Below are 21,359 nucleotides of genomic sequence, written 5' to 3' on the forward strand. Positions count from 1 at the left end.
CCGAACGCTTCTCCGAGCCGGGCGCCCGCCGTGTGGGAGCCTGTTCCCTGGCCCGAGGAGGAAGTGGCCAAGGAAGAGTGGGCGAGTGTTGTGCTGACAGTGACCTCAGTGAATGTGAACGGGCTGCGTGCCGCCGCCAAGAAGGGCTTCGTGGAGTGGCTCGGCGGGACCACGGCCGACGTGCTGTGCCTGCAGGAGGTGCGCGCCGAGCCGCAGCAGCTGCCGGACGAGGTCCGCGCGCCCGAGGGGTGGCACGTCGTGCACGCGCCCGCGGCCGCCAAGGGGCGCGCCGGTGTCTCCCTCTACACGCGCCGCGAGCCGGACCGGGTGCGGGTCGGCTTCGGGTCGACGGAGTTCGACGGCGGCGGGCGGTATGTGGAGGCCGATCTGCCGGGGGTCACGGTCGCCAGCCTGTATCTGCCCTCGGGTGAGGTCGGCACCGAGCGGCAGGACGAGAAGACGCGGTTCATGGCGGAGTTCCGGGCGTACCTGACGGAGCTCAAGGAGCGGGCCGCCGCCGAGGGGCGGCATGTCCTCGTGTGCGGCGACTGGAACATCGCCCACCAGGAGGCCGACCTCAAGAACTGGAAGGGCAACAAGAAGAACTCCGGCTTCCTGCCCGAGGAGCGCGCCTGGATGAGCGACGTCTTCGAGGAGTACGAGGATGTCGTGCGGGCCCAGCACCCCGGTGTGGAGGGGCCCTACTCGTGGTGGTCCTACCGCGGGCGCGCCTTCGACAACGACACCGGCTGGCGCATCGACTACCACGTCGCGACGCCCGGCCTCGCCGAGCGCGCCGTGAAGGCGTACGTGGAGCGGGCCGCGACCCACGCCGAGCGCTGGAGCGACCACGCGCCCGTCACGGTGGTCTACGACCTCTAGCCGGGCCCGCCCCCCCCGCCTCCTCCCTTCGCGGTCCCGCCCGCCTTCGCGGTCACGGCCCCCGCCCCTGAAGCCGCCACGCGAGTGGCCCGGCACGGGACGCGGGGACAAAGTCCGGCGGAACGCTGTCGCGAACCCGGCCGGCATGGCAGATTGCGGTCGCGTGTGCGACCAACTGCCGGTGAGACGGGGGGACTTCGTGGCCGTTCTGCCTTCGAGACGTGCCGTGGTGCTGGGCGCCGCGGGTGCCGGGGCCGCGGCGGTGCTGCCCGCCGCCAAGGCGCATGGGGCGGCCGGCCGGACGCCGCACGTGCTGCTGACCGAGCAGGCGAGCAGGCGGCTGCTCGTCCTCGACGCGCGGCGGCGCGTGTGGGACCCCGCCACCGACCCGTCCGTCGTGCGCTGGCAGTTCTCGCCGCTGGGCGACCCGCGCTACCAGGACCTGGGTCCGGACGTCAGCTGGGTGTACCCGAGCGAGGCGAAGGTGCGGCTGCACCGCAAGCGGCGTTACGTCCTGACGACGGCGTCGTTCGGCTTCGTGGCCGTCGTGGAGCACCCGACGGGACGCCGGTACTGGGGCGCGGCGCTCGGGCCCGGTGACGACCTGCTCAACCCGCACAGCGCCGAGATCCTGCCCGACGGCAATGTGGCGGTGGCGTGCAGCACGGGCGCCTGCGTACGGCTGTACGCGGCCTCGCAGGGCCCGCGCGCCACGCGGCACGCGCAGGAGCCGCTCAAGGGCGCGCACGGGCTGCACTGGGACGGCGCGCGCCGGCTGCTGTGGGCGCTCGGCGACGACGAGCTGGTGGCGTACGAGGTGGGCGGCACGGCCGCGCGGCCCGCGCTGCGCCGTACGTACGGCATCGCCCTGCCCGTGGGGACGCCCGGCAGGACGCCCGGCGGGCACGACCTCTTCCCGGTGGCGGCGCGGCCGGGGCGGCTGTGGGTGACGACCAACGCGGCCGTCTTCCAGTACGAGATCGACGGCGGCGTCTTCGTGCGGGACTACGCGGGGGCCGGGGAGATCTCCCGGAAGTCCGTGAAGGCCGTCGGGGACGACCCGCGCACCGGGCGGGTGGTGACCACCGTGCCGGAGAGCGGCCTGGGGGAGACCTGGTGGACCACGACGGTCTCCCTCCACCGGCCGGAAGGTGGTCACCGGCTGGTCGGCGGGGGGATCTACAAGGCCCGCTGGTGGCTGCCGCGCTGAACCGGGCCCGCCGCCTCAGGTCGGTTTGACGCGGCGGTCCAGGGCCATCGAGAGCTCCGCCTCCACCACGCTCTTGGCCACCGGGCGGAGCAGCTCGATGTCCGTCTCCGCGGTGCCGGGGGTGTGCGTGCGGATGACCGTGATGAACAACTCCGCGAGCGCGTCGGCGTGTTCGCGCACCCGCTGCCCCGCCTCCAGGACCGCCGCGAGGGGGACCCCCCTGCGCACGAGGGTGGACGAGGCGTCGAGCAGGCGGCGGCTGATGTGCACGAGGTCGTCGCCGTCGGTGCCGAGATAGCCCAGCTCCAGCGCGGCGACGAGGTTCTCCGGGGTGACCTCGCCCGCGAAGTGGTCGGCAAGCTCCTCGGGGGTGAGGCGGACCGGCTGCTCCTCGGAGGGGCCGCCGAGGCCGAGCAGTTCGCCGACGTCGCGGCCCTTGTCGAAGGCGTCGGAGAGTTCGGCGATGCCGTTGAGGGTGTGGCCGCGCTCCAGGAGGGCGGCGATGGTGCGCAGGCGGGCCAGGTGGTGCTCGTCGTACCAGGCGATGCGGCCCTCGCGGCGCGGTGGCGGGATCAGGCCGCGCTCGCGGTAGAAGCGGACGGTGCGCACGGTGATGCCGGCCGCCTCGGCCAGCTCCGCCATGCGGTACTCGCGGACGCCGCCTTCGCCTTCCCGTTGGTCTGCCACGGGGGAAGCCTATGTCGTACCGCCGGTAACTTTCCCCGGCCGACCCCTACCCATGAGTACGCACGGTGTTCTACTCTCCCCATTGCGCCAGTGATTACTGGCAGAGTCGTGTACTTCGGGAGGCGGCGGCATGGCCGAGCGCGAGCGTGGCCCTGAGCAGGGGCGCGAGCACGAGCACGTACGGGTGGCGGTGATCGGTTCCGGGTTCGGCGGCCTCGGCGCGGCCGTGCGGCTGCGGCGCGAGGGGATCACCGACTTCGTCGTCCTGGAACGGGCCGGCGCGGTGGGCGGCACCTGGCGGGACAACAGCTACCCGGGCTGCGCCTGCGACGTGCCCTCGCACCTGTACTCGTTCTCCTTCGCGCCCCACCCCGACTGGCCGCGCACCTTCTCCGGGCAGGAGCACATCCAGGAGTACCTGGAGCGCGTCACCGACACCTTCGGGCTGCGCCCGCACATCCGCCTCAATACCGAGGTCGAGCTGATGCGCTGGGACGCCGGACAGCTGCGCTGGGAGATCGGGACCAGCAGCGGCACCCTCACCGCCGACGTCGTCGTCTCGGCCACCGGGCCGCTCTCCGACCCCAAGACCCCGGATATTCCCGGCCTGGACACCTTCCCCGGCAAGGTCTTCCACTCCGCCCGCTGGGACCACGGCTACGACCTGCGCGGCAAGCGCGTCGCGATGATCGGCACCGGCGCCTCCGCCATCCAGATCGTGCCCGAGATCCAGCGGACGGTCGGCAGGCTCACCCTCTTCCAGCGCACGCCCCCCTGGGTGATGCCCCGCGCGGACCGCGCCATCAGCGGCGCCGAGCGCTGGCTGCACCGGCAGTTGCCGTTCACCACCCAGGCCCGGCGCGGCATCCTCTGGGGCATCCGCGAATTGCAGGTCCAGGCGTTCACCAAGCGGCCGAACGAACTGGGCATCGTGGAACGGCTCGCCAAGCGGAACATGTACCGGGCGATCAAGGACCCGGCGCTGCGCGCCAAGCTGACGCCCGACTACCGCATCGGCTGCAAGCGCATCCTGCTCTCCAACACCTACTATCCGGCGCTCGCGCGACCCAACGTCGACGTCGTCGCCAGTGGTCTGAGCGAGGTGCGCGGCAGCACCCTCGTCGCCGCCGACGGCACCGAGACCGAGGTCGACGCGATCATCTTCGGCACCGGCTTCCACGTGACGGACATGCCGATCGCCGAGCGCGTCGTCGGCGCCGAGGGGCAGACCCTCATGGAGAGCTGGAAGGGCGGCATGAACGCGCTGCGCGGCGCGACCGCGGCCGGCTTCCCCAACTGGATGACGATCATCGGCCCCAACACCGGCCTCGGCAACTCCTCCATGATCCTCATGATCGAGTCGCAGCTGAACTACCTGGCCGACTACCTGCGCCAACTCGACGTCCTGGGAGGCCGCGCCGCGCTCGCCGCCCGCCCGGAGGCGGTGAGCGCCTGGAACCGGCGGGTGCAGGAGCGGATGAAGCGCACCGTGTGGAACACCGGCGGCTGCACGAGCTGGTACCTGGACGCGAACGGCGTCAACACCACCGTCTGGCCCGGCACCACCACCGAGTTCAGGTCGGCGACGCGACGGGTCGACCTCAACGAGTACGAAGTCCTCAGGGCCCCGGAAGCGGCGCCTCACGCGCAGGAGGAACCCGGTACGACGGGGGAGAAGTCCGGTGCGGCGAAGGTGGAGGCCGGGGCATGAGCCGGCTGACCCGCGCGGCGGACGGGCCCTACGCGCCGCCGCCCCCCGCCCGCGAACTGACCGCCGTCTCCGCCGACGGGGCCCCGATCCACGTCGAGACGCACGGGCCGCAGGGCGCGCCCGCCGTGGTGCTCGCGCACGGCTGGACGTGCTCGACGGCCTTCTGGGCCGCGCAGATACGTTCGCTCAGCGCCGACCACCAGGTCATCACGTACGACCAGCGGGGGCACGGGCGCAGTGGCGCGCCCGCGGAGCCCTCCGGATACAGCACGCGGGCGCTCGCCGACGACCTCGAAGCGGTCCTCGCGGCGACGCTCGCGCCCGGCGAGCGGGCCGTGCTCGTCGGGCACTCCATGGGCGGCATGACGATCATGGCGGCGGGCGGGCGCGAGCTGGTGCGGGAGCACACGGCCGCGGTCCTGCTGTGCAGCACGGGCAGTTCGAGCCTGGTCGCCGAGTCGCTGGTGGTGCCGTTGCGGGCCGGGCGGGCCCGCACCCGGCTCACCCGGTCCGTGCTCGGCTCGCGGGCGCCCCTCGGGCCGGTCACGCCGCTGAGCAGGCGGCTCCTGAAGTACGGGACCATGGGCCCCGGTTCGGCGCCGGAAAAGGTCGACGTGTGCGCGCGGATCGTGCACGCCTGCCCCACCGCCGTGCGCCACGGGTGGTCCCATGTGCTGGCCACGCTCGAACTGGACGTCGAGGTGGCCGCGTTGCGGGCGCCCACCGCCGTCCTCGCCGGTCTGGCCGACCGGCTCACGCCCGTCGTGCACGCGCGGCGGATCGCGGCCGCGCTGCCCGAATGCGTGGGCCTCACCGAACTGGCCGGGGTCGGCCACATGACGCCCATAGAGGCGCCGGACGCCGTCACCGGGCGCATAAGGGAACTCGTCGGAACGTACGTACAGGTCAAGGAGGGCGCATGAGCAGGGTCAGCCTGGAGGGACAGGTCGCCGTCGTCACGGGCGCCGCGCGCGGAGTCGGTGAGTTGCTCGCGCGCAAGCTGTCGGCGCGCGGGGCGAAGGTCGCGCTCGTGGGCCTGGAACCGGACGAGCTGAAGCAGGTCGCGGCGCGGCTGCACACCGAGGCCGCGTACTGGCACGCCGACGTCACCGACCACGGGGCGATGGCGCAGGTCGCGCGGGAGGTCAAGGAGCACTTCGGGAAGGTCGACCTCGTCGTCGCCAACGCGGGCGTGGCCGGCGGCGGGCCGTTCGTGGAGTCCGACCCCGACGCGTGGCGCCGCGTCATCGAGGTCAACCTCATCGGCAGCGCGGTGACCGGGCGCGCCTTCCTGCCCGTCCTCATGGAGAGCCGCGGCTACCTGCTCCAGATCGCCTCGTTCGCCGCGATCGCGCCGGCGCCGATGATGACGGCGTACTGCGCGTCGAAGTCGGGCGTCGAGGCGTACGCGCACGCGCTGCGGGCGGAGGTCGGCCACAAGGGCGTCAAGGTCGGCGTCGGCTATCTGTCCTGGACGGACACCGACATGGTGCGGGGCGCCGACCAGGACGACGTGATGCGGGAGCTTCGCCAGCGCCTGCCGTGGCCGTCCAACAAGACGTACCCCCTGGGTCCCGCCGTGGACCGCCTGGTCGCCGGGATCGAGCGGCGCTCGGGCCATGTGTACGCGCAGTGGTGGCTGCGGGGCATGCAGGGCATCCGCGGCTATCTGCCGGGCCTGATCGCCACGGTGGGCCGGCGGGAGATGCGCCGCTTCGAACCCCGCCTCGGCGACGTGCCGACCGGCCTCGTCGGCGCGGGCGGCTCGGCGGACGAGCGGGCGCGGGCACAAGCGGGGGCCTGACCCCGGGCCGCGTCCGGCGCCCGGACCCGACGGGTGGGACCGACGGGTGGGCCCGCGCGTCGACGAAGCGCGAAAGAGGCCCGCCCGGCGTCCCGGGGGGCCTCTCGTCTCACGCGCGGGGTGGCGTCAGATGTCCTGGTCGAACGTGTCCTGACGCTCGCGCGCGGCGTTCCGGGCCCGCTCCTGGGCCTGCGAGGACCGCTCGGACGCCTCGTCGCGGGTCTGCGTGCCGCGCTCGCGCATGTCGTCGCGGGCCTGCGAGGCGCGCTCGCGTGCCTGGCCCTTGTCGCCCTTGGCGCTCTTGGCCTTGTCGGCGAGGTCCTGAGCCTTGTCCTGGAACTGGTCCTTGATGCCCATGCGATTCACTCCCGTTGTGGGTGAGGGGGTTGGGGCCTCGACCAGATTTACACGGGTGGACACTCCGCGCATTTCGATCAAGTACGCAGCGTGACCGGCGGCTTGGCGCGCGGCGTCAGGAGCGGGGCGGCAGCGGCGGCCGGCGGCGGTCCGGGACGTCCGAGTAGCCCGGCGGGACCGCCGCCGGCTCGCGCTCCAGGAGCTCCAGCGCCACCCTGACCGCGTCGTCGAGCTGGGCGTGCCGCCCCTCCGCCCAGTCCAGCGGCGTGCGCAGCGCCTCGATGTCCGGCGGCACGCCGTGGTTCTCCACGGACCAGCCGTACGCGTCGAACCAGCCGGCGTTCATCGGCACCGTGATCACCGTGCCGTCGCCGAGCCGGTGCCGCCCGGTCATGCCGACCACGCCGCCCCAGGTGCGCTGGCCGACGACCGGGCCGAGACCGAGCAGCTTGAAGGCCGCCGTGATCATGTCGCCGTCCGAGGAGGTCGCCTCGTCGGCCAGCGCCACCACCGGGCCGCGCGGCGCGTTCGAGGCGTAGGAGACGGGCTGGGCGTTGCGGGTGATGTCCCAGCCGAGGATCTTGCGGGTGAGCTTCTCCACGACCAGTTCGCTGATGTGCCCGCCCGCGTTGCCGCGCACGTCCACGATCAGTGCGGGCCTGGACACTTCCAGGCGCAGGTCGCGGTTGAACTGCGCCCATCCGGAGCCGCCCATGTCGGGGATGTGCAGATAGCCGCACTTGCCGCCGCTCAGCTCCCGCACCACCTCCCGGCGTTTGGCCACCCAGTCCTGGTAGCGCAGCGGGCGCTCGTTGACGAGGGGGACGATCGCGACCCGCCGGGCGCGGCCGCCGCCCTCCGCCGGGCGGAACGTCAGCTCGACGGTCGTGCCGCCCGCCGCCGCGAGCAGGGGGTAGGGCCCCGTCACCGGGTCGACGGGGCGGCCGTCGACGTGCGTGAGGATCGCGCCCTCGCGGATGCCCGAACCGGCCAGCGGCGAGCGCGCCTTGGAGTCCGAGGAATCGCCGGGCAGGATCCGCTTGACCAGCCAGCCGCCGTCCCGGCGGACGAGGTTCGCGCCGAGCAGGCCCATCGCGCGCTGGTAGTGCGGCGGGCCCTCGTTGCGGCGGGCGGGGGAGACGTAGGCGTGGGAGGTGCCCAGCTCGCCGAGGACCTCCCGCAGCAGGTCCGCGAACTCGTCGGGGGACGCGACGCGTTCCACCAGCGGGCGGTACTGCGCGAGCACCCCGTCCCAGTCGATGCCGCACATCCGGGGGTCCCAGAAGTAGGCGCGGATGATGCGGCCCGCCTCCTCGTAGGCCTGCCGCCACTCGGCGGCCGGGTCGACCTCGTGCAGGACGCGGCGCAGGTCGATCCAGACCGTCGTATCGCCGTCGCCCTGCTCGGTGGCGGGTACGGCGCTCAGGTCGCCCTCGTCGACGACCACGAGCCGTGAGCCGTCGCCGCTGAGCGCGAACCAGTCCAGGTGGTCGACGAGTGGGGACTTCTTCGCCTTGGCGATGTTGAAGTGCTCCAGGGTGGGGCGGCCCGAGGTGTCGGCCGGGTTGGCGAAGGTCTCGCCGAGCGCGCCCGAGATCGGCCAGCGCAGCCAGACCAGGCCGCCGCCGCTGACGGGGTGCAGTGCCGAGTACTTGGACGCGGCGACGGGGAAGGGGGTGACCCGTGCGGCCAGCCCCTCCGTCTCCACCGTGGTCGTGCCGTCGCCCTCGCTGTTGTCGGCCGGGTCGAGACCGCCCGCCGCGGGGCGCCCGTCGGGCAGCAGCGCGAAGGGCGAGGGGGTCGCCGAGGAGAGCGGCACGAGGTAGGGGCGGCAACCGAGGGGGAAGGACAGGTCGCCGGTGTGCACGTCGTAGACGGGGTCGAAGCCGCGCCAGGAGAGGAACGCGAGGTAGCGGCCGTCGCGGGTGAAGACGGGGTTCTCGTCCTCGAAGCGGCCATTGGTGACGTCGACGATCGTGCGGGGTCCGGGTCCCGCGATCCGGGCCAGCTTGATCTGCCGCAGGGAGCGGCCGATGCCGGGGTGCGACCAGGTCAGCCAGGTCCCGTCCGGGGAGAACGCCAGATCGCGCACCGGCCCGTTGACGGACCGGATCAGCTCGGTGACCTCGACGGCGTCGCCCTGCCCGACGGCGGCGCCTGCCGGGGGCCGGTGGGCCGTTCGGGTCCCGGGGTTGCCGTCGTCCTCCCCCGCGTCTGCGGTCCCGCCGTCCGTGGCGGACGCCTCCGCGGCCTCTTCGGTCCCGAGGGGCTCACCACTCCCGCCTGCCTCCCTGCTCGCGGCGGCCGCCTCCGCCTCGCGGATCTCGCCCACCTCGCGGATCTGCCGGTTCAGGTCCGCGCTCACCTCGTCGGACAGGGCGATGAGCAGGAGGCGGCCGTCGTTCGAGGCGACGGCGAGGCGTTCGCCGTCCGGGTCGGACACCAGTTCCTGGACGCGGCCGAGCCCGCCGGTCACCAGCCTGCGCGGCGGCCGGTCGCCGCTGGCGCGCGGCAGGTAGGCGATCTCCACCGCGTCCTCGCCGTCGGCGTCGGTGACGTAGGCGACCTGGCCGCCGGTGCCGAGCATCTCGGGCAGCCGCACGCGTACGCCGGGTGTGTCGGTGATGGTGCGGGCGGGGCCGTCCCGGTGGGTCAGCCAGTACAGGCTGCCGCGTACGACGACGGCGCTGGCCCGGCCCGTGGTGTCCACGGAGATCGCGTCGAGGTGCTGCGCGGCCGGCACCTGGTAGATCCGCCGCCCCGAACGCGGCCCGCCGAGCCGTACGTCGAGGCGGCGCGGCGCGGAGTCGGCGGTGAGCGCGTCGACCAGCCAGATGTCGCCCGCGCACTGGTAGACGACACGGGTGCCGTCGCTGGCGGCGTGGCGGGCGTAGAAGGCGTCGTGATCGGTGTGGCGCCGCAGGTCGGTGCCGTCCGGCAGGCAGGAGTAGAGGTTGCCGATGCCCTCGTGGTCGGAGAGGAACGCGATGCGCCCGGCCACGAACATGGGGGAGTCGAGGTGTCCGTCGAGGTGGCCGAGGATCTGCTCGCCGTGCATCCACAGGCGCCCGGTGGCCCCGCCCCGGTACCGCTTCCAGGCGGCGGGCTCGTGGGGCGGCTTGCCCGTCAGGAGCAGCGTCTTGCGGTCGCAGTCGTCATCGGCGAGCGTGTCGGTGATCGCGATGTCGGCGACGGGGCCCCAGGGCAGCTTGCCGCCGGGCGAGCCGTCGACGGGCACGCTGTAGGCCCAGCAGAAGTGCGAGAAGGGCTGGCCGTGCGAGGAGACGGCGAGGACGTCCCCGTCGGGGGACCAGCCGCAGACCCGGGTGTCGGTGCTGCCCCAGTAGGTCAGCCGGCGGGCGGGCCCGCCCGCCACCGGCGCCAGATGGATCTCCGGGTCGAGGCTGCGCCAGCTCGTGTACGCGATGTGGCGGCCGTCGGGCGAGAAGCGGGGGTGGCCCACCTTGGTGCGGTCGACGGTGAGCCGCCGGGCCCGGCCGTCGGGGGTGCCCGCCGGTGTGAGCGGGGCCACCCAGAGGTCGTCCTCGGCGGCGAAACAGAGGCGATCGCCGCTGAGGTGGGGAAATCGCAGGTAGGCGGGGTCCGCCTGGGCATTGTCGCGCTCGTCGGTCACCTCACCATGCTTTTCCGCCCGGCAGGCCCCGGCAACTCGTGGCGGGCCGCGTGACGCACACCACGAACGAAACGGTTTCGTTTCGTTAAGAGGTGGCCTACAGTCGAGGCGTACGAAACCGTTTCGTTCACGAATCCGGCGGCGCGTTCGGCCGCAGGCGCACCAGGAGGTGGGGACCATGGCCGAGCCGACGACCGCGCGGCGCAGCAGGATCACGCCCGAGCGCGAGGCCGAGCTGTACGAGGCCGTGCTCGACCTGCTCCGTGAGGTCGGCTACGACGCCCTCACCATGGACGCCGTGGCCACCCGTACGCGCTCCAGCAAGGCCACCCTCTACCGCCAGTGGGGGAGCAAGCCCGAGCTGGTCGCCAAGGCGCTGCGGCACAACAAGCCCGTCTCCCTGGCGGAGATCGACACCGGATCGCTGCGCGGCGACCTGTCCGAGATGGTGGCCCGCTCCGACGACTGCCAGATGGAGAAGGACGCCGCGCTGATGCGGGGCCTGTTCCATGCCGTCCACGACAACCCCGAACTCCACCGGGCGCTGCGGAACCTGCTCATCGAGCCGGAGCTGACGGGCCTGAACGATCTGCTGCGCAGAGCCGTGGAGCGCGGTGAGGTCGCCGCGGACAACCCGGCGCTGGAGTACGCCGTCCACATGCTGGTCGGCGGTTTCGTCGCCCGGGACCTCATCGAGGACCGCCCGGTCGACCGCGCTTTCCTCGCCTCGTACGTGGACGCCGTGATCCTCCCCGCCCTCGGCGTCTGACCGCTCCACCCCCGATCCCGGCGCGACCGCGCACGCCGCCGGGCCGACCCCCTCGCCCTGCAGCCACCCCGGGCTGCGTGTCACCTCGACCTGACCGGGAGTACGCCCCCGTGGCCACGTTCCTCTACAAACTCGGCAAACTAGCCTTCCGGAAGCGGCACTTCGTCGCCCTGATCTGGGTGGCGCTCCTCTCGCTCGCCATGGTCGGCGCGGCGTCGGCGCCCACCGCCTCCTCCAGTTCCTTCTCCATACCCGGCACGGAGGCCCAGAAGGCCTTCGACCTGCTGGAGAAGCGTGTCCCCGAGGCCAGCGCCGACGGCGCCAGCGCCCGCGTCGTCTTCAAGGCGCCGGCCGGCGAGAAGGTGACGGACCCGGCCAACAAGGCCGAGATCGTCAAGACCGTCGGCGCCCTGAAGTCCGGCTCGGACCAGGTGGCCCGCGCCGACGACCCGTTCCGCGCCAGGACCGTCAGCAAGGACGGCTCCACCGCGTACGCCTCGGTCTCGTACAAGGTCACCGCCATGGAGCTGACCGACGAGGACCGCGACGCGCTGGAGGAGACCACCGACAAGGCCCGCGCGTCCGGGCTCACCGTCGAGGTCGGCGGTGACGCGCTCCAGGCCATGCCGGAGACCGGCTCCACGGAGATCATCGGCATCGCGATCGCGGCGGTCGTCCTCGTCATCACCTTCGGCTCGCTGATCGCGGCCGGGCTCCCGCTGCTCACCGCCCTCATCGGCGTCGGCATCGGTGTCTCGTCCATCACCGCGCTGGCCGACGCCCTGGACCTCGGCACCACCACCTCGACGCTCGCCATGATGATCGGCCTCGCGGTCGGCATCGACTACGCGCTCTTCATCGTCTCGCGCTTCCGCGGCGAGCTGGCCGAGGGCCGCGACCGCGAGGAGGCGGCGGGCCGCGCGGTCGGCACCGCGGGCTCCGCGGTCGTCTTCGCCGGGCTCACCGTCGTCATCGCGCTGGTCGGCCTCGCCGTGGTCAACATCCCGATGCTCACCAAGATGGGCTTCGCCGCGGCCGGCACGGTCGTCATCGCCGTCCTCATCGCGCTGACCCTCATACCGGCGCTGCTCGGATACGCGGGCCGGCTCGTCCTGCCGATGGGCGAGAAGAGCCGGCTGTTCGGCGGCGGCAAGAAGCCGGCCGGTGCCGACGCCGGGGGGCCGGACGCCGCCAAGCCGAACATGGGCACCCGCTGGGCCCGCTTCGTGGTGCGCCGCCCGATCGCGGTGCTGCTCGTCGGCATCGTCGGGCTCGGCGCCGCCGCCCTCCCCGTCTCGCAGCTGGAGCTGGGCCTGCCGGACGACGGCGCGCAGCCCACGTCCACGACCCAGCGCAAGGCGTACGACCTGGTGTCGGACGGCTTCGGGCCGGGCTTCAACGGCCCGCTGATGGTGGTCGGCGACCTCAAGGGCGCCGACGACCCGAAGGCCGCCGCCAAGGAGATCACCAGGACCATCTCGGGCCTCGACGACGTCCTGACGGTCGCCCCGCCGATGATCGACAAGGCGGGGGACACCGCGATCATCAGCGTCGTGCCGTCCTCCAAGCCCAGCGGCGTCGAGACCGAGGACCTGGTCCACTCGATCCGGGACACCGGCGCGAAGGTCACCGACGACACCGGCGCCGAGATCATGGTGACCGGCACCACCGCCATGAACATCGACGTCTCGCAGAAGCTCAACGACGCCCTGCTGCCCTATCTGGCGCTGGTCGTCGGCCTGGCCTTCCTGCTCCTGATCGTCGTCTTCCGCTCGGTCCTGGTCCCGCTCAAGGCGGCCCTCGGCTTCCTGCTCTCGGTCCTCGCGGCCCTCGGCGCGGTCGTCGCGGTCTTCCAGTGGGGCTGGCTCGGCTCGCTCTTCGGCGTGGAGCAGACCGGCCCGATCATGTCGATGATGCCGATCTTCATGGTGGGCGTGGTCTTCGGCCTCGCGATGGACTACGAGGTCTTCCTGGTGACGCGCATGCGGGAGGCGTACGTCCACGGGGAGCGGCCCGGCCAGGCGGTCGTGACCGGCTTCCGGCACGGGGCCCGGGTGGTCTCGGCGGCGGCCGTCATCATGATCGCGGTGTTCGCGGGCTTCATCGGCTCCAGCGAGCAGATGGTCAAGATGATCGGCTTCGGCCTCGCGATCGCCGTGTTCTTCGACGCGTTCGTGGTCCGCATGGCGCTGGTGCCCGCCGTCCTCGCGCTGCTCGGCGGGAAGGCGTGGTGGCTGCCCAAGTGGCTGGACCGCGCGCTGCCGAACGTCGACGTCGAGGGCGAGGGGCTGCGCACGGCGGCGGAGCGGGGCGCCGATCCGGACGCGGACCGGGACCTGGTGCGCGTCTGACCTCGCCCGCCCGGCTCAGTGGTTGACCGGGGTGGCGGTGTAGGTGCGGCGCAGGAAGCGGATCAGCGTCGCGGCGTCGAACTGGACGACCGTCACCCCGTCCCGCGCGTGGAACTCCACGACCGTCTGGACCCGGCCGCAGGGCCAGACGTGCACGTCACCGGCGGTGACCGGCGCGCGCAGGCCCCTTTCGAGCAGGTGCCGCGCGAGGACCCGGTCGCGGTGGCCGGGGAGGCCGATCCGTACGGTGTGCGGGTCGGCCTCCGCGTCGTAGCGCAGGACGGCGGGGACGGCGCGGTGGCCCTCGGAGGAGTCCGTGACGAGGTGGGCGCGTGCGTACTGCTCGACTGCGGACATCGCTGAACTCCTCATCCCGGCGGCCACTTCCTCACCAATGTCCCATATGTCCGGCCGTCTGCCCTGGGGTAGCGGCCGAAGAGCCACCCGGCGGGCGTAGCCGTATCGGGACCTCGATGCTCTTGCAAACAGTTCGCAACAAGGCCGTATCATTGAACGGTTCACGAGCGAGCTGCCCTGCCAGGGCCCCTGCCCAGGAGTGCGCGCATGCATGTCCCCGACGGATTCATCGATGCTCCCGTCTCCGCCGCGGCGGGGGCCCTCGCCGCGGGAGCCGTGGCGGTCAGCCTCAAGGGCGCCCGGCGCGAACTGGACGAGCGGGCGGCCCCGCTCGCGGGACTGGTCGCCGCCTTCATCTTCGCGGTGCAAATGCTGAACTTCCCCGTCGCGGCGGGGACCAGCGGGCACCTCCTCGGGGGCGCGCTCGCCGCGATCCTCGTCGGCCCCTTCACGGGGGTCCTGTGCGTCTCCGTCGTCCTGCTCATGCAGGGCGTCCTCTTCGCGGACGGCGGCCTGACCGCGCTCGGCGTGAACATCACCGACATGGCGGTCGTCACCACCGTCGTCGCCTACCTCGTCTTCCGCGGCCTGGTGAAGGTCCTGCCGCGCCGGCGCCGCTCGATCACCGTCGCCTCCTTCGTCGCGGCGCTGCTGTCCGTGCCCGCCGCCGCGATCGCCTTCACCCTGATCTACGCCGTCGGCGGCACGACCGACGTCTCCCTCGCCAGGGTCGCCACCGCCATGGTCGGCGTCCACGTCCTCATCGGCATCGGCGAGGCCGCGATCACCGCGCTCACCGTGGGAGCGGTGATCGCCGTGCGGCCCGACCTCGTGTACGGGGCCCGCGATCTGGCCCGGCCGCTGAAGCTGCGGGTCGGCGGGGAGCTGGTCGACGCGCCCGTTGCCGTCGCCGGACCGGCCGCACCGGCTGCCTCGGTCCGCTCGGTCCGCTCGGCCCCCTCGCCCAAGAAGGTGTGGCTCACGGGCCTTGCCGCCTCCCTCGTCCTCGCGGGCTTCGTCAGCTTCTACGCCTCCGCGGACCCCGACGGCCTGGAGAAGGTCGCCCGCGACAAGGGCATCGACAAGAAGGCCGAGGAGCACGCCACCGCCGACTCGCCGCTCGCCGACTACGGCGTCAAGGACATCACCGACGCCCGGCTCTCCGGTGGCCTCGCCGGCGTGATCGGGGTGGGCGTCACCGTCGTCGCCGGGTCGGCGGTGTTCTGGGCGCTCCGGCGCCGGCGTACGGGCGAGACGGGGCCCGCGGCGACCGCGGACGCCACCGGCGCCACCGCCCCCAGCGGCTCCGAGAAGGCCTGAGGTGGGCGCGGGCCACGCCCACCGGCTCTACCGGCACGGCCACTCGCCGGTGCACGCGCTGCCCCCGCACGCCAAGCTCGCGGCGGTCTTCTGCTTCGTGCTCGTCGTCGTCTCCACCCCGCGCGAGGCGATGTGGGCCTTCGGGGTGTACGCCCTGCTCCTCGCCGTCGTCGCGCGCGCGGCCCGGGTGCCGGCCGCGTTCCTCCTCAAGCGGCTGCTGATCGAGGTCCCCTTCGTGGCCTTCGCCGTCCTGATGCCGTTCGTGGCGCAGGGCGAGCGCGTCGACGTGCTCGGCGTCTCCCTGAGCGTCAGCGGCCTGTGGGGCGCCTGGAACGTCCTGGCCAAGGGGACGCTGGGCGTCGCCGCGTCGGTGTTGCTCGCCTCCACCACCGAACTGCGCGAACTGCTCCTCGGCCTCCAGCGGCTGAAGCTGCCGCCGCTGCTCGTCCAGATCGCCTCGTTCATGATCAGATACGGCGATGTCATCACCGACGAGATGCGCCGCATGAGGATCGCCCGGGAGTCGCGCGGCTTCGAGGCGCGGGGCGTGCGGCAGTGGGGCGTCCTCGCCAGGTCCGCGGGCGCGCTCTTCATCCGCTCGTACGAACGCGGGGAGCGGGTGCACCTCGCGATGGTCAGCCGCGGCTACGCGGGCTCGATGCCGGTCATCGACGAGGTGACCGCCTCGCGCGCGCAGTGGACGTACGCGCTGACCCTCCCGTCCGCCGCGCTCCTCGTATGCCTGTTGGGATGGATGCTGTGACGCACCGGGACGGATGCTGTGACGCGCCGACTGGAATGGATGCTGTGACGCGGATGGATGCTGTGACGCGCCTACCGGGACGGATGCTGTGACGCGGATGGATGCTGTGACCTCGACGCCTTCGCTGGTAGTGGCCGGCCTCGCCTTCGCCTACCCCGACGGGCACCAGGCCCTGTTCGGCGTGGACTTCCGCGTCGGGCGCGGCGAGCGCGTCGCCCTGCTCGGGCCGAACGGCGCGGGCAAGACGACCCTCGTCCTGCACCTGAACGGCATCCTGACCGCCGGCGCGGGCACGGTGACCGTCGCCGGGCTGCCCGTCGGCAAGAAGCACATGGCCGAGATCCGGCGCCGGGTCGGCATCGTCTTCCAGGACCCGGACGACCAACTGTTCATGCCGACGGTCCGCGAGGACGTGGCGTTCGGCCCGGCGGCGTCGGGAATGCGGGGACCCGAGCTGGAGACGCGCGTGGCCAAGGCCCTGGCGCAGGTCGGCATGGCGGACTTCGCGGACCGCCCGCCGCACCACCTCTCCTTCGGCCAGCGCCGCCGGGTCGCGGTCGCGACCGTCCTCGCCATGGAGCCGGAGATCCTCGTCCTGGACGAGCCCTCGTCCAACCTCGATCCGGCCTCGCGGCGCGAACTGGCCGACATCCTGCGGTCCCTGGACGTCACCGTCCTGATGGTCACGCACGACCTGCCGTACGCCATGGAGCTGTGCCCGCGCGCGCTGATCCTCAGCGAGGGCACGATCGCGGCGGACGGTCCGACCGGCGACCTGCTGGCCGACGACGACCTGATGCGCGCCCACCGCCTGGAACTGCCTTTCGGCTTCGATCCGAAGACACTCAAGGCGAGCGGCCAGGGAATCACGGGCTAGCGGCGGCTGTTGGGCTGGACATGAATGACGTCATGGGTGAGGTGCGGGGTACGGTCGCCGACGGTTTCGAGGCGGTCCGCGAGGCCTTCGCACGCAACTTCGCCGAGCGCGGGGAACGCGGGGCCGCCGTCACCGTCTACCGGCACGGGCGCAAGGTCGTGCAGCTGTGGGGCGGCACGCGGGACGTCGACGGCGACCTCGCCGCCGGGGACGCGCCCTGGGAACCCGGCACGGCGCAGGTGGTCCGCTCGGCCACCAAGGGCGTGGCCGCCGCCGCCCTCCTCCTGCTCCACCAGCGCGGCGAGCTGGACCTGGACGCGCCGGTCGGCACGTACTGGCCGCAGTTCAAGGCGCGCGGCAAGGAAGGCGTCCTGGTGCGGCACGTCCTCGCGCACCGCGCGGCGGTACCCGCCCTGGACCGGCCGCTGACCCCGGCCGAGGCGCTCGACCCGGACCTCGCGGCGGCGGTGGTCGCGGCGCAGGCCCCGTTCTGGGAGCCCGGCGCGGACCACGGCTACCACGCGCAGACCTACAGCTGGCTCACCGGCGAGCTGGTGCGGCGCGTGACGGGCAAGGCCGTCGGGGAGTGGATCGCCGCCGAGATCGCCCGACCGCTCGGCCTCGGCCTGTGGCTCGGGCTGCCGGAAACGGAGGCGGCACGGGTCGGCCGGATGGGCCGCGTCGAACTGCCTGCCGCGGCGGGCGGTCTGCGCGTACGGCCGAAGCGGAACGTCGCGGCGGCCTACGCGGACCCCAACTCGCTGACCCGCCGCGCCTTCGGGGCGATCGATCCCTCCCCGGACGAGAACGACCCGCTGTACCGGGCGGCCGCCCTGCCCGCCTCCAACGGCATCGCCACGGCGGACGGCCTGGCCCGCTTCTACGCCGCGCTCATCGGCGAAGTCGACGGCGGCACACGGCTGTTCACCCCTCGGACGATGGAGGCGGCCCGGACCGAGGAGTCCGCGGGCCCCGACCGCGTCCTGGTCGTCCCCACCCGCTTCGGCCTCGGCTACATGCTGCACGGCGCCGCCTCCCCGCTGCTCGGCCCCGGCTCCTTCGGCCACCCCGGCCGCGGCGGCGCCCTCGGCTTCGCCGACCCGGGGACGGGGACCGCCTTCGGGTACGTCACCAACGGGATGGGCAAGGGCGTCACGGCGGACCCGCGGGCCCAGGCGCTGGTACGGGCGCTGCGCGAGGGGCTCGGCGCGTAACCGGACTCGGGACCCGGATTCGGGACCCGGATCGGGACGTGGGGCGTCAGTTCCCGGCGGGGGCGCGGCTCTCGATCCGCCGCAGGGCGAGCAGGCCGCCGACACCGGGGGCCAGGGCGCGCCACCGGGCCCCGGGCGCGGCGGCCGACGGCACGGTCCACGTGGTGGCGATGACGACGAGGTACGCCGTGCCGTGCAGCGGGCCGAGCAGCGCCGAGAGCGCGGAGGTGTGGACCGTGCACAGGTTGGCCAGCAGCAGGACGAGCGAGACGGCCTCGGCGGCCGCCGCGATCCGCAGGGTGCGCACGGGTCTCACGCTCCCGTGGTGGAGCCGGGGCGGACGATCATCAGGACGACGACGATCGCCCAGAGCAGGTTGAAGACGCCGGTGAGCATCGCCAGCCGGGCGGCGGCCTTCGCGAGCCCGTCGTCCCCGGACCCGGACCCGGGGCCACCCGGCGCGGCCGGCGCGCCGCCCTGTGCCGAGGCGCCGCCCTGCGCCAGTGCGAGCAGGCGGCGCTGGCCCGGCAGGACGGCCAGCGCCAACAGGCCCGCCGCGAGCGCGGTCAGGGCGAGCGAGGCGATGAGCCACGCGTCGCCGAGCACGCCGAGCCGGGCCCCGGTGGCGATGCCGAAAACGGGCACCGCGATGCCCGCGACCGCGTAGCCGCGGCACACCCGGTGCAGGAGCGCGGCGACTCTCGGCCCCTCCTCGCCGCCGATCGCCCGCAGCGCCTGGCGCGGGAACATCGAGGCGGCCACGGTGATCGACCCCACGGCGAGGATCGCCACGAGGACGTGGACGGACAGCAGGAACTTGGTCACGGCGGAGCCTCCGGAGAACCGTATGTGTTGGCTGCCAATACATACACTGCCTACGGCTGCTTTGTGTAGGCTGCCTACTCATGAAGGCGGATGCGGTGCGAGGGCACCTCGACGGACTGCTGCTAGCCGTGCTGGAGCCGGGCCCCCTGCACGGGTACGCGATCATCGCCGCGGTGCAGCGCCGCAGCGGCGGCGTACTGGAGCTGCGTACGGGCACCATCTACCCCGCGCTGAACCGCCTGGAGCGGCTCGGCCTGCTCAGCAGCGGCTGGCAGGCGACCGGCGAACGGCGGCGCAGGTGCTACGAGTTGACGGACGCGGGGCGGGCGACGCTGGCCGGTGAGCGGGCGGCCTGGAGCGAGTTCACCGCGGCGATCGGCTCGGTCCTCAACCCCGCCCCGAACACGGGACTCGCCACGTGACCCCCGTGGCCCCGCCCCTCCAGGAGTACGTGGCCGAGCTGGCCGCGGCCCTGCACGGACCCGTCAAGGCCAAGGCCCGCCTGGTCGAGGAGATGCGGGACGGACTCACCGACACGGCCGGTGCGTACGCCGACGCCGGACTGTCCGAGGAGGAGGCCGCCCGCCGGGCGCTGCGGGAGTTCGGGACCGTCGCCGAACTCCTGCCCGGCTGCCAGCGGGAACTGACCGTCGCCCAGGCCCGGCACACCGCGCGGGCCGTCACCCTGGCCGCGCCGTTCCTGGCCGGCTGCTGGTACCTGGCCAGGACCGCGGGCCACGACCTGGCCTGGCAGCTGCCAGGCACGGCCCAACTGCTCGCCGTCCACCTGGCCGTCGTCGCGACCCTCGCCGCGCTGCTCGCCGCGGCCGCGCTGGCCGCCACCGGCAGCCTCGGCCGCCGCCTGCCGACGCCGCACCGGCTGCCGCTCGTGGTCGCCTGGGCCGGCACGACCGCCAGCGCGGCCATGGCGGCGGCGACCCTCGCGCTCACCGCGGCGGCGGCCCTCACCGGCGACTGGCCCCTGCTCACCTGCGCCGGCCTGCTGGCCGCCACGTCCCACGCCACCCTGGCCCCCTCGGCCCGCGCCTGCCGCCGCTGCGCCCGCCTCCCGGAACCGGCCGGCTGAGGGCCGCCCCCGCATCAGGGGAAGCCTCACCCCGCGTGCAGCATCAACCCGATCCCCGCCACCATCAGCCCCGCCGCGACCAGCCTCGGTGTGCCGAAGCGTTCCTTGAAGAAGATCGCGCCTATCGCCGCGCCGACGATGATCGAGGACTCCCGCAGGGCCGAGACCGGGGCCAGGGCCGCCTTGGTCTGGGCCCACAGGACCAAGCCGTACGCCGAGACCGACAAGGCCGCGCCGAGCAGGCCCACCGCCGCGAACGGGCGGAGTTTCGTGGGGAGTTCACCACGCCAGCGGTACGCCGCGTAGAGCGGGATCGCGAGGCCCTCCAGGATCATCAGCCACGCGATGTAGCCCATCGAGGAGCCGGAGGCGCGCACGCCGAGGCCGTCCACCACCGTGTACGCCGCGATGGAGACGCCCGTCGCGAGGGCCGCGCCGATCGCCGGCCAGTCCGGGCGGCGCCCCGATCCCCGTATGCCCCACAGGGCGAGGCCCGTCAGGCCCGCGCACGACACGGCGACGCCCGCCGCCTGCCGGCCGTCCGGGGTCTCGCCCGCGAACACCGCCGCGAGGACCGTCACCACCAGCGGGGCCGTGCCGCGCGCGATGGGGTACGCCTGGCCGAAGTCGCCGAGCTTGAACGACCGCATGAGCAGGGCGTAGTAGCCCACGTGCAGAAGGGCGGAGAGGACCAGGTACGGCCAGGCCCCCGCCGCCGGGACCGCGACGAAGGGGGCCAGCAGCAGGCCGATCAGCGTGCCGCCGCCGGCGATGAGGGTGAAGCCGACCAGCTTGTCCGTGATGTGGTGGGCGATCGCGTTCCAGGCGGCGTGCGTGACGGCGGCGAGCAGGACCGCCGCCGCGACCAGCGGGGTCACCTCGCGGTCTCGCGCACGTCCACCGGGGTGCCGCCCGCATGGGCGATCAGCGACTCGGGGTCCATGGGGAAGACGGCGTAGGGGCTGCCCGCCGCCGCCCACACCACGTCGTGGGCGAGGAGCGAGCGGTCGGCGAGGACGCGGGTCCTGGTGGCGTGGCCGAAGGGCGGCACCCCGCCGATCGCGTAACCGGTGGCCTCCCGGACCACGTCCGCCTTGGCCCGCGTGACCTTCTCCGCGCCCAACTCCCGCCGTACCAACTCCACGTCGACCCGGGACGCGCCGTCCATCAGGACGAGGACCGGCACGCCGTCCGCCGCGAAGATCAGCGACTTGCAGATCTGGCTCAGTTCGCAGCCGATGGCGTCCGCCGCCTCCTGCGCGGTACGGGTCTGTTCCGGGAAGCGGCGGGCCCGGCCGATCACCTCGGCCAGGCCCAGCTCACGCAGGGCGGCGGCGAAACGGGGGTGGGCGGCGGACTCGGCCGGCTCCACGGACCCGGCCGGGGCGGAGCCCCCGGTGCCGTCGGGCTCTGCGGACGCGGCGCGTTCAGAAGTGCTCATGCGCGGCACGCTAGCGGTCCGTGTACGGGGCATGCGACCGCGTATCCGCATGGCGGACAGCGGACAGGAC

The 21,359-nt window shown here is 73.5% G+C and carries 21 protein-coding genes; 13 read left to right on the forward strand and 8 right to left on the reverse strand.

Going from position 1 to position 21,359, the window contains the following annotated elements; all coding sequences use genetic code 11:
• Positions 1-99: 99 nt before the first annotated feature.
• Together ACZ5GP_RS17215 and ACZ5GP_RS17220 are read left to right on the forward strand one after the other, a co-directional pair.
• Positions 100-882: an exodeoxyribonuclease III gene (locus tag ACZ5GP_RS17215; RefSeq protein ID WP_468751624.1), complete on the forward strand. Its 783-nt coding sequence runs from the start codon at positions 100-102 to the stop codon at positions 880-882.
• A gap of 199 nt (positions 883-1,081) precedes the next feature.
• Complete coding sequence (locus tag ACZ5GP_RS17220) at positions 1,082-2,092, forward strand: DUF6528 family protein (RefSeq protein WP_468751625.1); 1,011 nt, start codon at positions 1,082-1,084, stop codon at positions 2,090-2,092.
• Positions 2,093-2,107: 15 nt separating this feature from the next.
• On the opposite strand, the gene ACZ5GP_RS17225 is transcribed toward ACZ5GP_RS17220, so the two are convergent.
• Complete coding sequence (locus ACZ5GP_RS17225; protein ID WP_468751783.1) at positions 2,108-2,734, reverse strand: MerR family transcriptional regulator; 627 nt, start codon at positions 2,732-2,734, stop codon at positions 2,108-2,110.
• A gap of 175 nt (positions 2,735-2,909) precedes the next feature.
• Between ACZ5GP_RS17225 and ACZ5GP_RS17230 the strand changes: the two genes are divergently transcribed.
• The 3 genes from ACZ5GP_RS17230 to ACZ5GP_RS17240 are packed head-to-tail and all read left to right on the forward strand — an operon-like array spanning position 2,910 to position 6,294.
• A complete protein-coding gene (locus ACZ5GP_RS17230; RefSeq protein WP_468751626.1) occupies positions 2,910-4,490 on the forward strand; it encodes a flavin-containing monooxygenase in 1,581 nt (526 codons plus the stop codon).
• Positions 4,487-5,413, forward strand: a complete 927-nt coding sequence (locus ACZ5GP_RS17235) for an alpha/beta fold hydrolase (protein WP_468751627.1) — start codon at positions 4,487-4,489, stop codon at positions 5,411-5,413. Before ACZ5GP_RS17230 ends, ACZ5GP_RS17235 begins: the two co-directional genes overlap by 4 nt.
• Complete coding sequence (locus ACZ5GP_RS17240; RefSeq protein WP_468751628.1) at positions 5,410-6,294, forward strand: SDR family oxidoreductase; 885 nt, start codon at positions 5,410-5,412, stop codon at positions 6,292-6,294. The genes ACZ5GP_RS17235 and ACZ5GP_RS17240 overlap by 4 nt, the downstream gene beginning before the upstream one ends.
• Before the next feature lie 126 nt (positions 6,295-6,420).
• Here ACZ5GP_RS17240 and ACZ5GP_RS17245 read toward each other — a convergent pair whose 3' ends face one another.
• Both ACZ5GP_RS17245 and ACZ5GP_RS17250 read right to left on the reverse strand, forming a co-directional pair.
• Entirely contained in the window at positions 6,421-6,651 is a 231-nt protein-coding gene (locus ACZ5GP_RS17245; protein WP_468751629.1) for a hypothetical protein, read from the reverse strand.
• Positions 6,652-6,766: 115 nt separating this feature from the next.
• Positions 6,767-10,285 carry a S41 family peptidase gene (locus ACZ5GP_RS17250; RefSeq protein ID WP_468751630.1) on the reverse strand — a complete coding sequence of 1,173 codons (3,519 nt, stop codon included), beginning with the start codon at positions 10,283-10,285 and terminating at the stop codon, positions 6,767-6,769.
• A 178-nt stretch (positions 10,286-10,463) separates the two neighbouring features.
• Here ACZ5GP_RS17250 and ACZ5GP_RS17255 point away from each other — a divergent pair, with 178 nt between their 5' ends.
• Both ACZ5GP_RS17255 and ACZ5GP_RS17260 read left to right on the forward strand, forming a co-directional pair.
• Positions 10,464-11,054 (forward strand): TetR/AcrR family transcriptional regulator, encoded by a 591-nt coding sequence (locus ACZ5GP_RS17255; protein ID WP_358579647.1) that lies wholly within the window; start codon positions 10,464-10,466, stop codon positions 11,052-11,054.
• A 110-nt stretch (positions 11,055-11,164) separates the two neighbouring features.
• Positions 11,165-13,405, forward strand: coding sequence for an MMPL family transporter (locus ACZ5GP_RS17260; RefSeq protein WP_468751631.1), 2,241 nt, complete (start codon positions 11,165-11,167; stop codon positions 13,403-13,405).
• 15 nt (positions 13,406-13,420) lie between these two features.
• Here the strand turns inward: ACZ5GP_RS17260 and ACZ5GP_RS17265 are convergent, their stop codons facing one another.
• The gene (locus ACZ5GP_RS17265) at positions 13,421-13,762 is read right to left on the reverse strand and encodes an SsgA family sporulation/cell division regulator (protein ID WP_468751632.1); all 342 of its coding nucleotides are present in this window, start codon (positions 13,760-13,762) and stop codon (positions 13,421-13,423) included.
• A gap of 207 nt (positions 13,763-13,969) precedes the next feature.
• On the opposite strand from ACZ5GP_RS17265, the gene ACZ5GP_RS17270 reads away from it, so the two are divergent.
• The 4 genes from ACZ5GP_RS17270 (at position 13,970) to ACZ5GP_RS17285 (ending at position 17,936) form a co-directional block, all read left to right on the forward strand.
• Positions 13,970-15,082 (forward strand): energy-coupling factor ABC transporter permease, encoded by a 1,113-nt coding sequence (locus ACZ5GP_RS17270; RefSeq protein WP_468751633.1) that lies wholly within the window; start codon positions 13,970-13,972, stop codon positions 15,080-15,082.
• Position 15,083: 1 nt separating this feature from the next.
• A complete protein-coding gene (cbiQ, locus tag ACZ5GP_RS17275) occupies positions 15,084-15,845 on the forward strand; it encodes a cobalt ECF transporter T component CbiQ (protein ID WP_468751634.1) in 762 nt (253 codons plus the stop codon).
• 97 nt (positions 15,846-15,942) lie between these two features.
• Positions 15,943-16,722, forward strand: coding sequence for an energy-coupling factor ABC transporter ATP-binding protein (locus tag ACZ5GP_RS17280; RefSeq protein ID WP_468751635.1), 780 nt, complete (start codon positions 15,943-15,945; stop codon positions 16,720-16,722).
• Positions 16,723-16,754: 32 nt separating this feature from the next.
• Entirely contained in the window at positions 16,755-17,936 is a 1,182-nt protein-coding gene (locus tag ACZ5GP_RS17285; protein ID WP_468751636.1) for a serine hydrolase domain-containing protein, read from the forward strand.
• A 46-nt stretch (positions 17,937-17,982) separates the two neighbouring features.
• Here the strand turns inward: ACZ5GP_RS17285 and ACZ5GP_RS17290 are convergent, their stop codons facing one another.
• Together ACZ5GP_RS17290 and ACZ5GP_RS17295 are read right to left on the reverse strand one after the other, a co-directional pair.
• Positions 17,983-18,252: a DUF3817 domain-containing protein gene (locus ACZ5GP_RS17290; RefSeq protein WP_468751637.1), complete on the reverse strand. Its 270-nt coding sequence runs from the start codon at positions 18,250-18,252 to the stop codon at positions 17,983-17,985.
• Positions 18,249-18,761, reverse strand: coding sequence for a hypothetical protein (locus ACZ5GP_RS17295; protein WP_468751638.1), 513 nt, complete (start codon positions 18,759-18,761; stop codon positions 18,249-18,251). Before ACZ5GP_RS17295 ends, ACZ5GP_RS17290 begins: the two co-directional genes overlap by 4 nt.
• Positions 18,762-18,841: 80 nt before the next feature.
• On the opposite strand from ACZ5GP_RS17295, the gene ACZ5GP_RS17300 reads away from it, so the two are divergent.
• A complete protein-coding gene (locus ACZ5GP_RS17300) occupies positions 18,842-19,183 on the forward strand; it encodes a PadR family transcriptional regulator (RefSeq protein ID WP_468751639.1) in 342 nt (113 codons plus the stop codon).
• Complete coding sequence (locus ACZ5GP_RS17305) at positions 19,180-19,848, forward strand: permease prefix domain 1-containing protein (protein ID WP_468751640.1); 669 nt, start codon at positions 19,180-19,182, stop codon at positions 19,846-19,848. The genes ACZ5GP_RS17300 and ACZ5GP_RS17305 overlap by 4 nt, the downstream gene beginning before the upstream one ends.
• 26 nt (positions 19,849-19,874) lie before the next feature.
• Here the strand turns inward: ACZ5GP_RS17305 and ACZ5GP_RS17310 are convergent, their stop codons facing one another.
• Together ACZ5GP_RS17310 and ACZ5GP_RS17315 are read right to left on the reverse strand one after the other, a co-directional pair.
• Entirely contained in the window at positions 19,875-20,726 is an 852-nt protein-coding gene (locus tag ACZ5GP_RS17310) for a DMT family transporter (RefSeq protein WP_468751641.1), read from the reverse strand.
• The gene (locus ACZ5GP_RS17315; RefSeq protein WP_468751642.1) at positions 20,723-21,289 is read right to left on the reverse strand and encodes a YbaK/EbsC family protein; all 567 of its coding nucleotides are present in this window, start codon (positions 21,287-21,289) and stop codon (positions 20,723-20,725) included. Before ACZ5GP_RS17315 ends, ACZ5GP_RS17310 begins: the two co-directional genes overlap by 4 nt.
• Positions 21,290-21,359: the final 70 nt, after the last annotated feature.

Source organism: Streptomyces sp. NPDC031466, from assembly GCF_055581265.1.

Bases quoted from the DNA above. Each gene is read 5' to 3' on its own strand.
- ACZ5GP_RS17225 (WP_468751783.1), bottom strand. From the start codon at position 2,734: ATGGCGGAGCTGGCCGAGGCGGCCGGCATCACCGTGCGCACCGTCCGC.
- ACZ5GP_RS17230 (WP_468751626.1), top strand. From the start codon at position 2,910: ATGGCCGAGCGCGAGCGTGGCCCTGAGCAGGGGCGCGAGCACGAGCAC.
- ACZ5GP_RS17235 (WP_468751627.1), top strand. From the start codon at position 4,487: ATGAGCCGGCTGACCCGCGCGGCGGACGGGCCCTACGCGCCGCCGCCC.
- ACZ5GP_RS17240 (WP_468751628.1), top strand. From the start codon at position 5,410: ATGAGCAGGGTCAGCCTGGAGGGACAGGTCGCCGTCGTCACGGGCGCC.
- ACZ5GP_RS17245 (WP_468751629.1), bottom strand. From the start codon at position 6,651: ATGGGCATCAAGGACCAGTTCCAGGACAAGGCTCAGGACCTCGCCGAC.
- ACZ5GP_RS17255 (WP_358579647.1), top strand. From the start codon at position 10,464: ATGGCCGAGCCGACGACCGCGCGGCGCAGCAGGATCACGCCCGAGCGC.
- ACZ5GP_RS17265 (WP_468751632.1), bottom strand. From the start codon at position 13,762: ATGTCCGCAGTCGAGCAGTACGCACGCGCCCACCTCGTCACGGACTCC.
- ACZ5GP_RS17270 (WP_468751633.1), top strand. From the start codon at position 13,970: ATGCATGTCCCCGACGGATTCATCGATGCTCCCGTCTCCGCCGCGGCG.
- ACZ5GP_RS17280 (WP_468751635.1), top strand. From the start codon at position 15,943: ATGGATGCTGTGACCTCGACGCCTTCGCTGGTAGTGGCCGGCCTCGCC.
- ACZ5GP_RS17285 (WP_468751636.1), top strand. From the start codon at position 16,755: ATGGGTGAGGTGCGGGGTACGGTCGCCGACGGTTTCGAGGCGGTCCGC.
- ACZ5GP_RS17300 (WP_468751639.1), top strand. From the start codon at position 18,842: ATGAAGGCGGATGCGGTGCGAGGGCACCTCGACGGACTGCTGCTAGCC.
- ACZ5GP_RS17315 (WP_468751642.1), bottom strand. From the start codon at position 21,289: ATGAGCACTTCTGAACGCGCCGCGTCCGCAGAGCCCGACGGCACCGGG.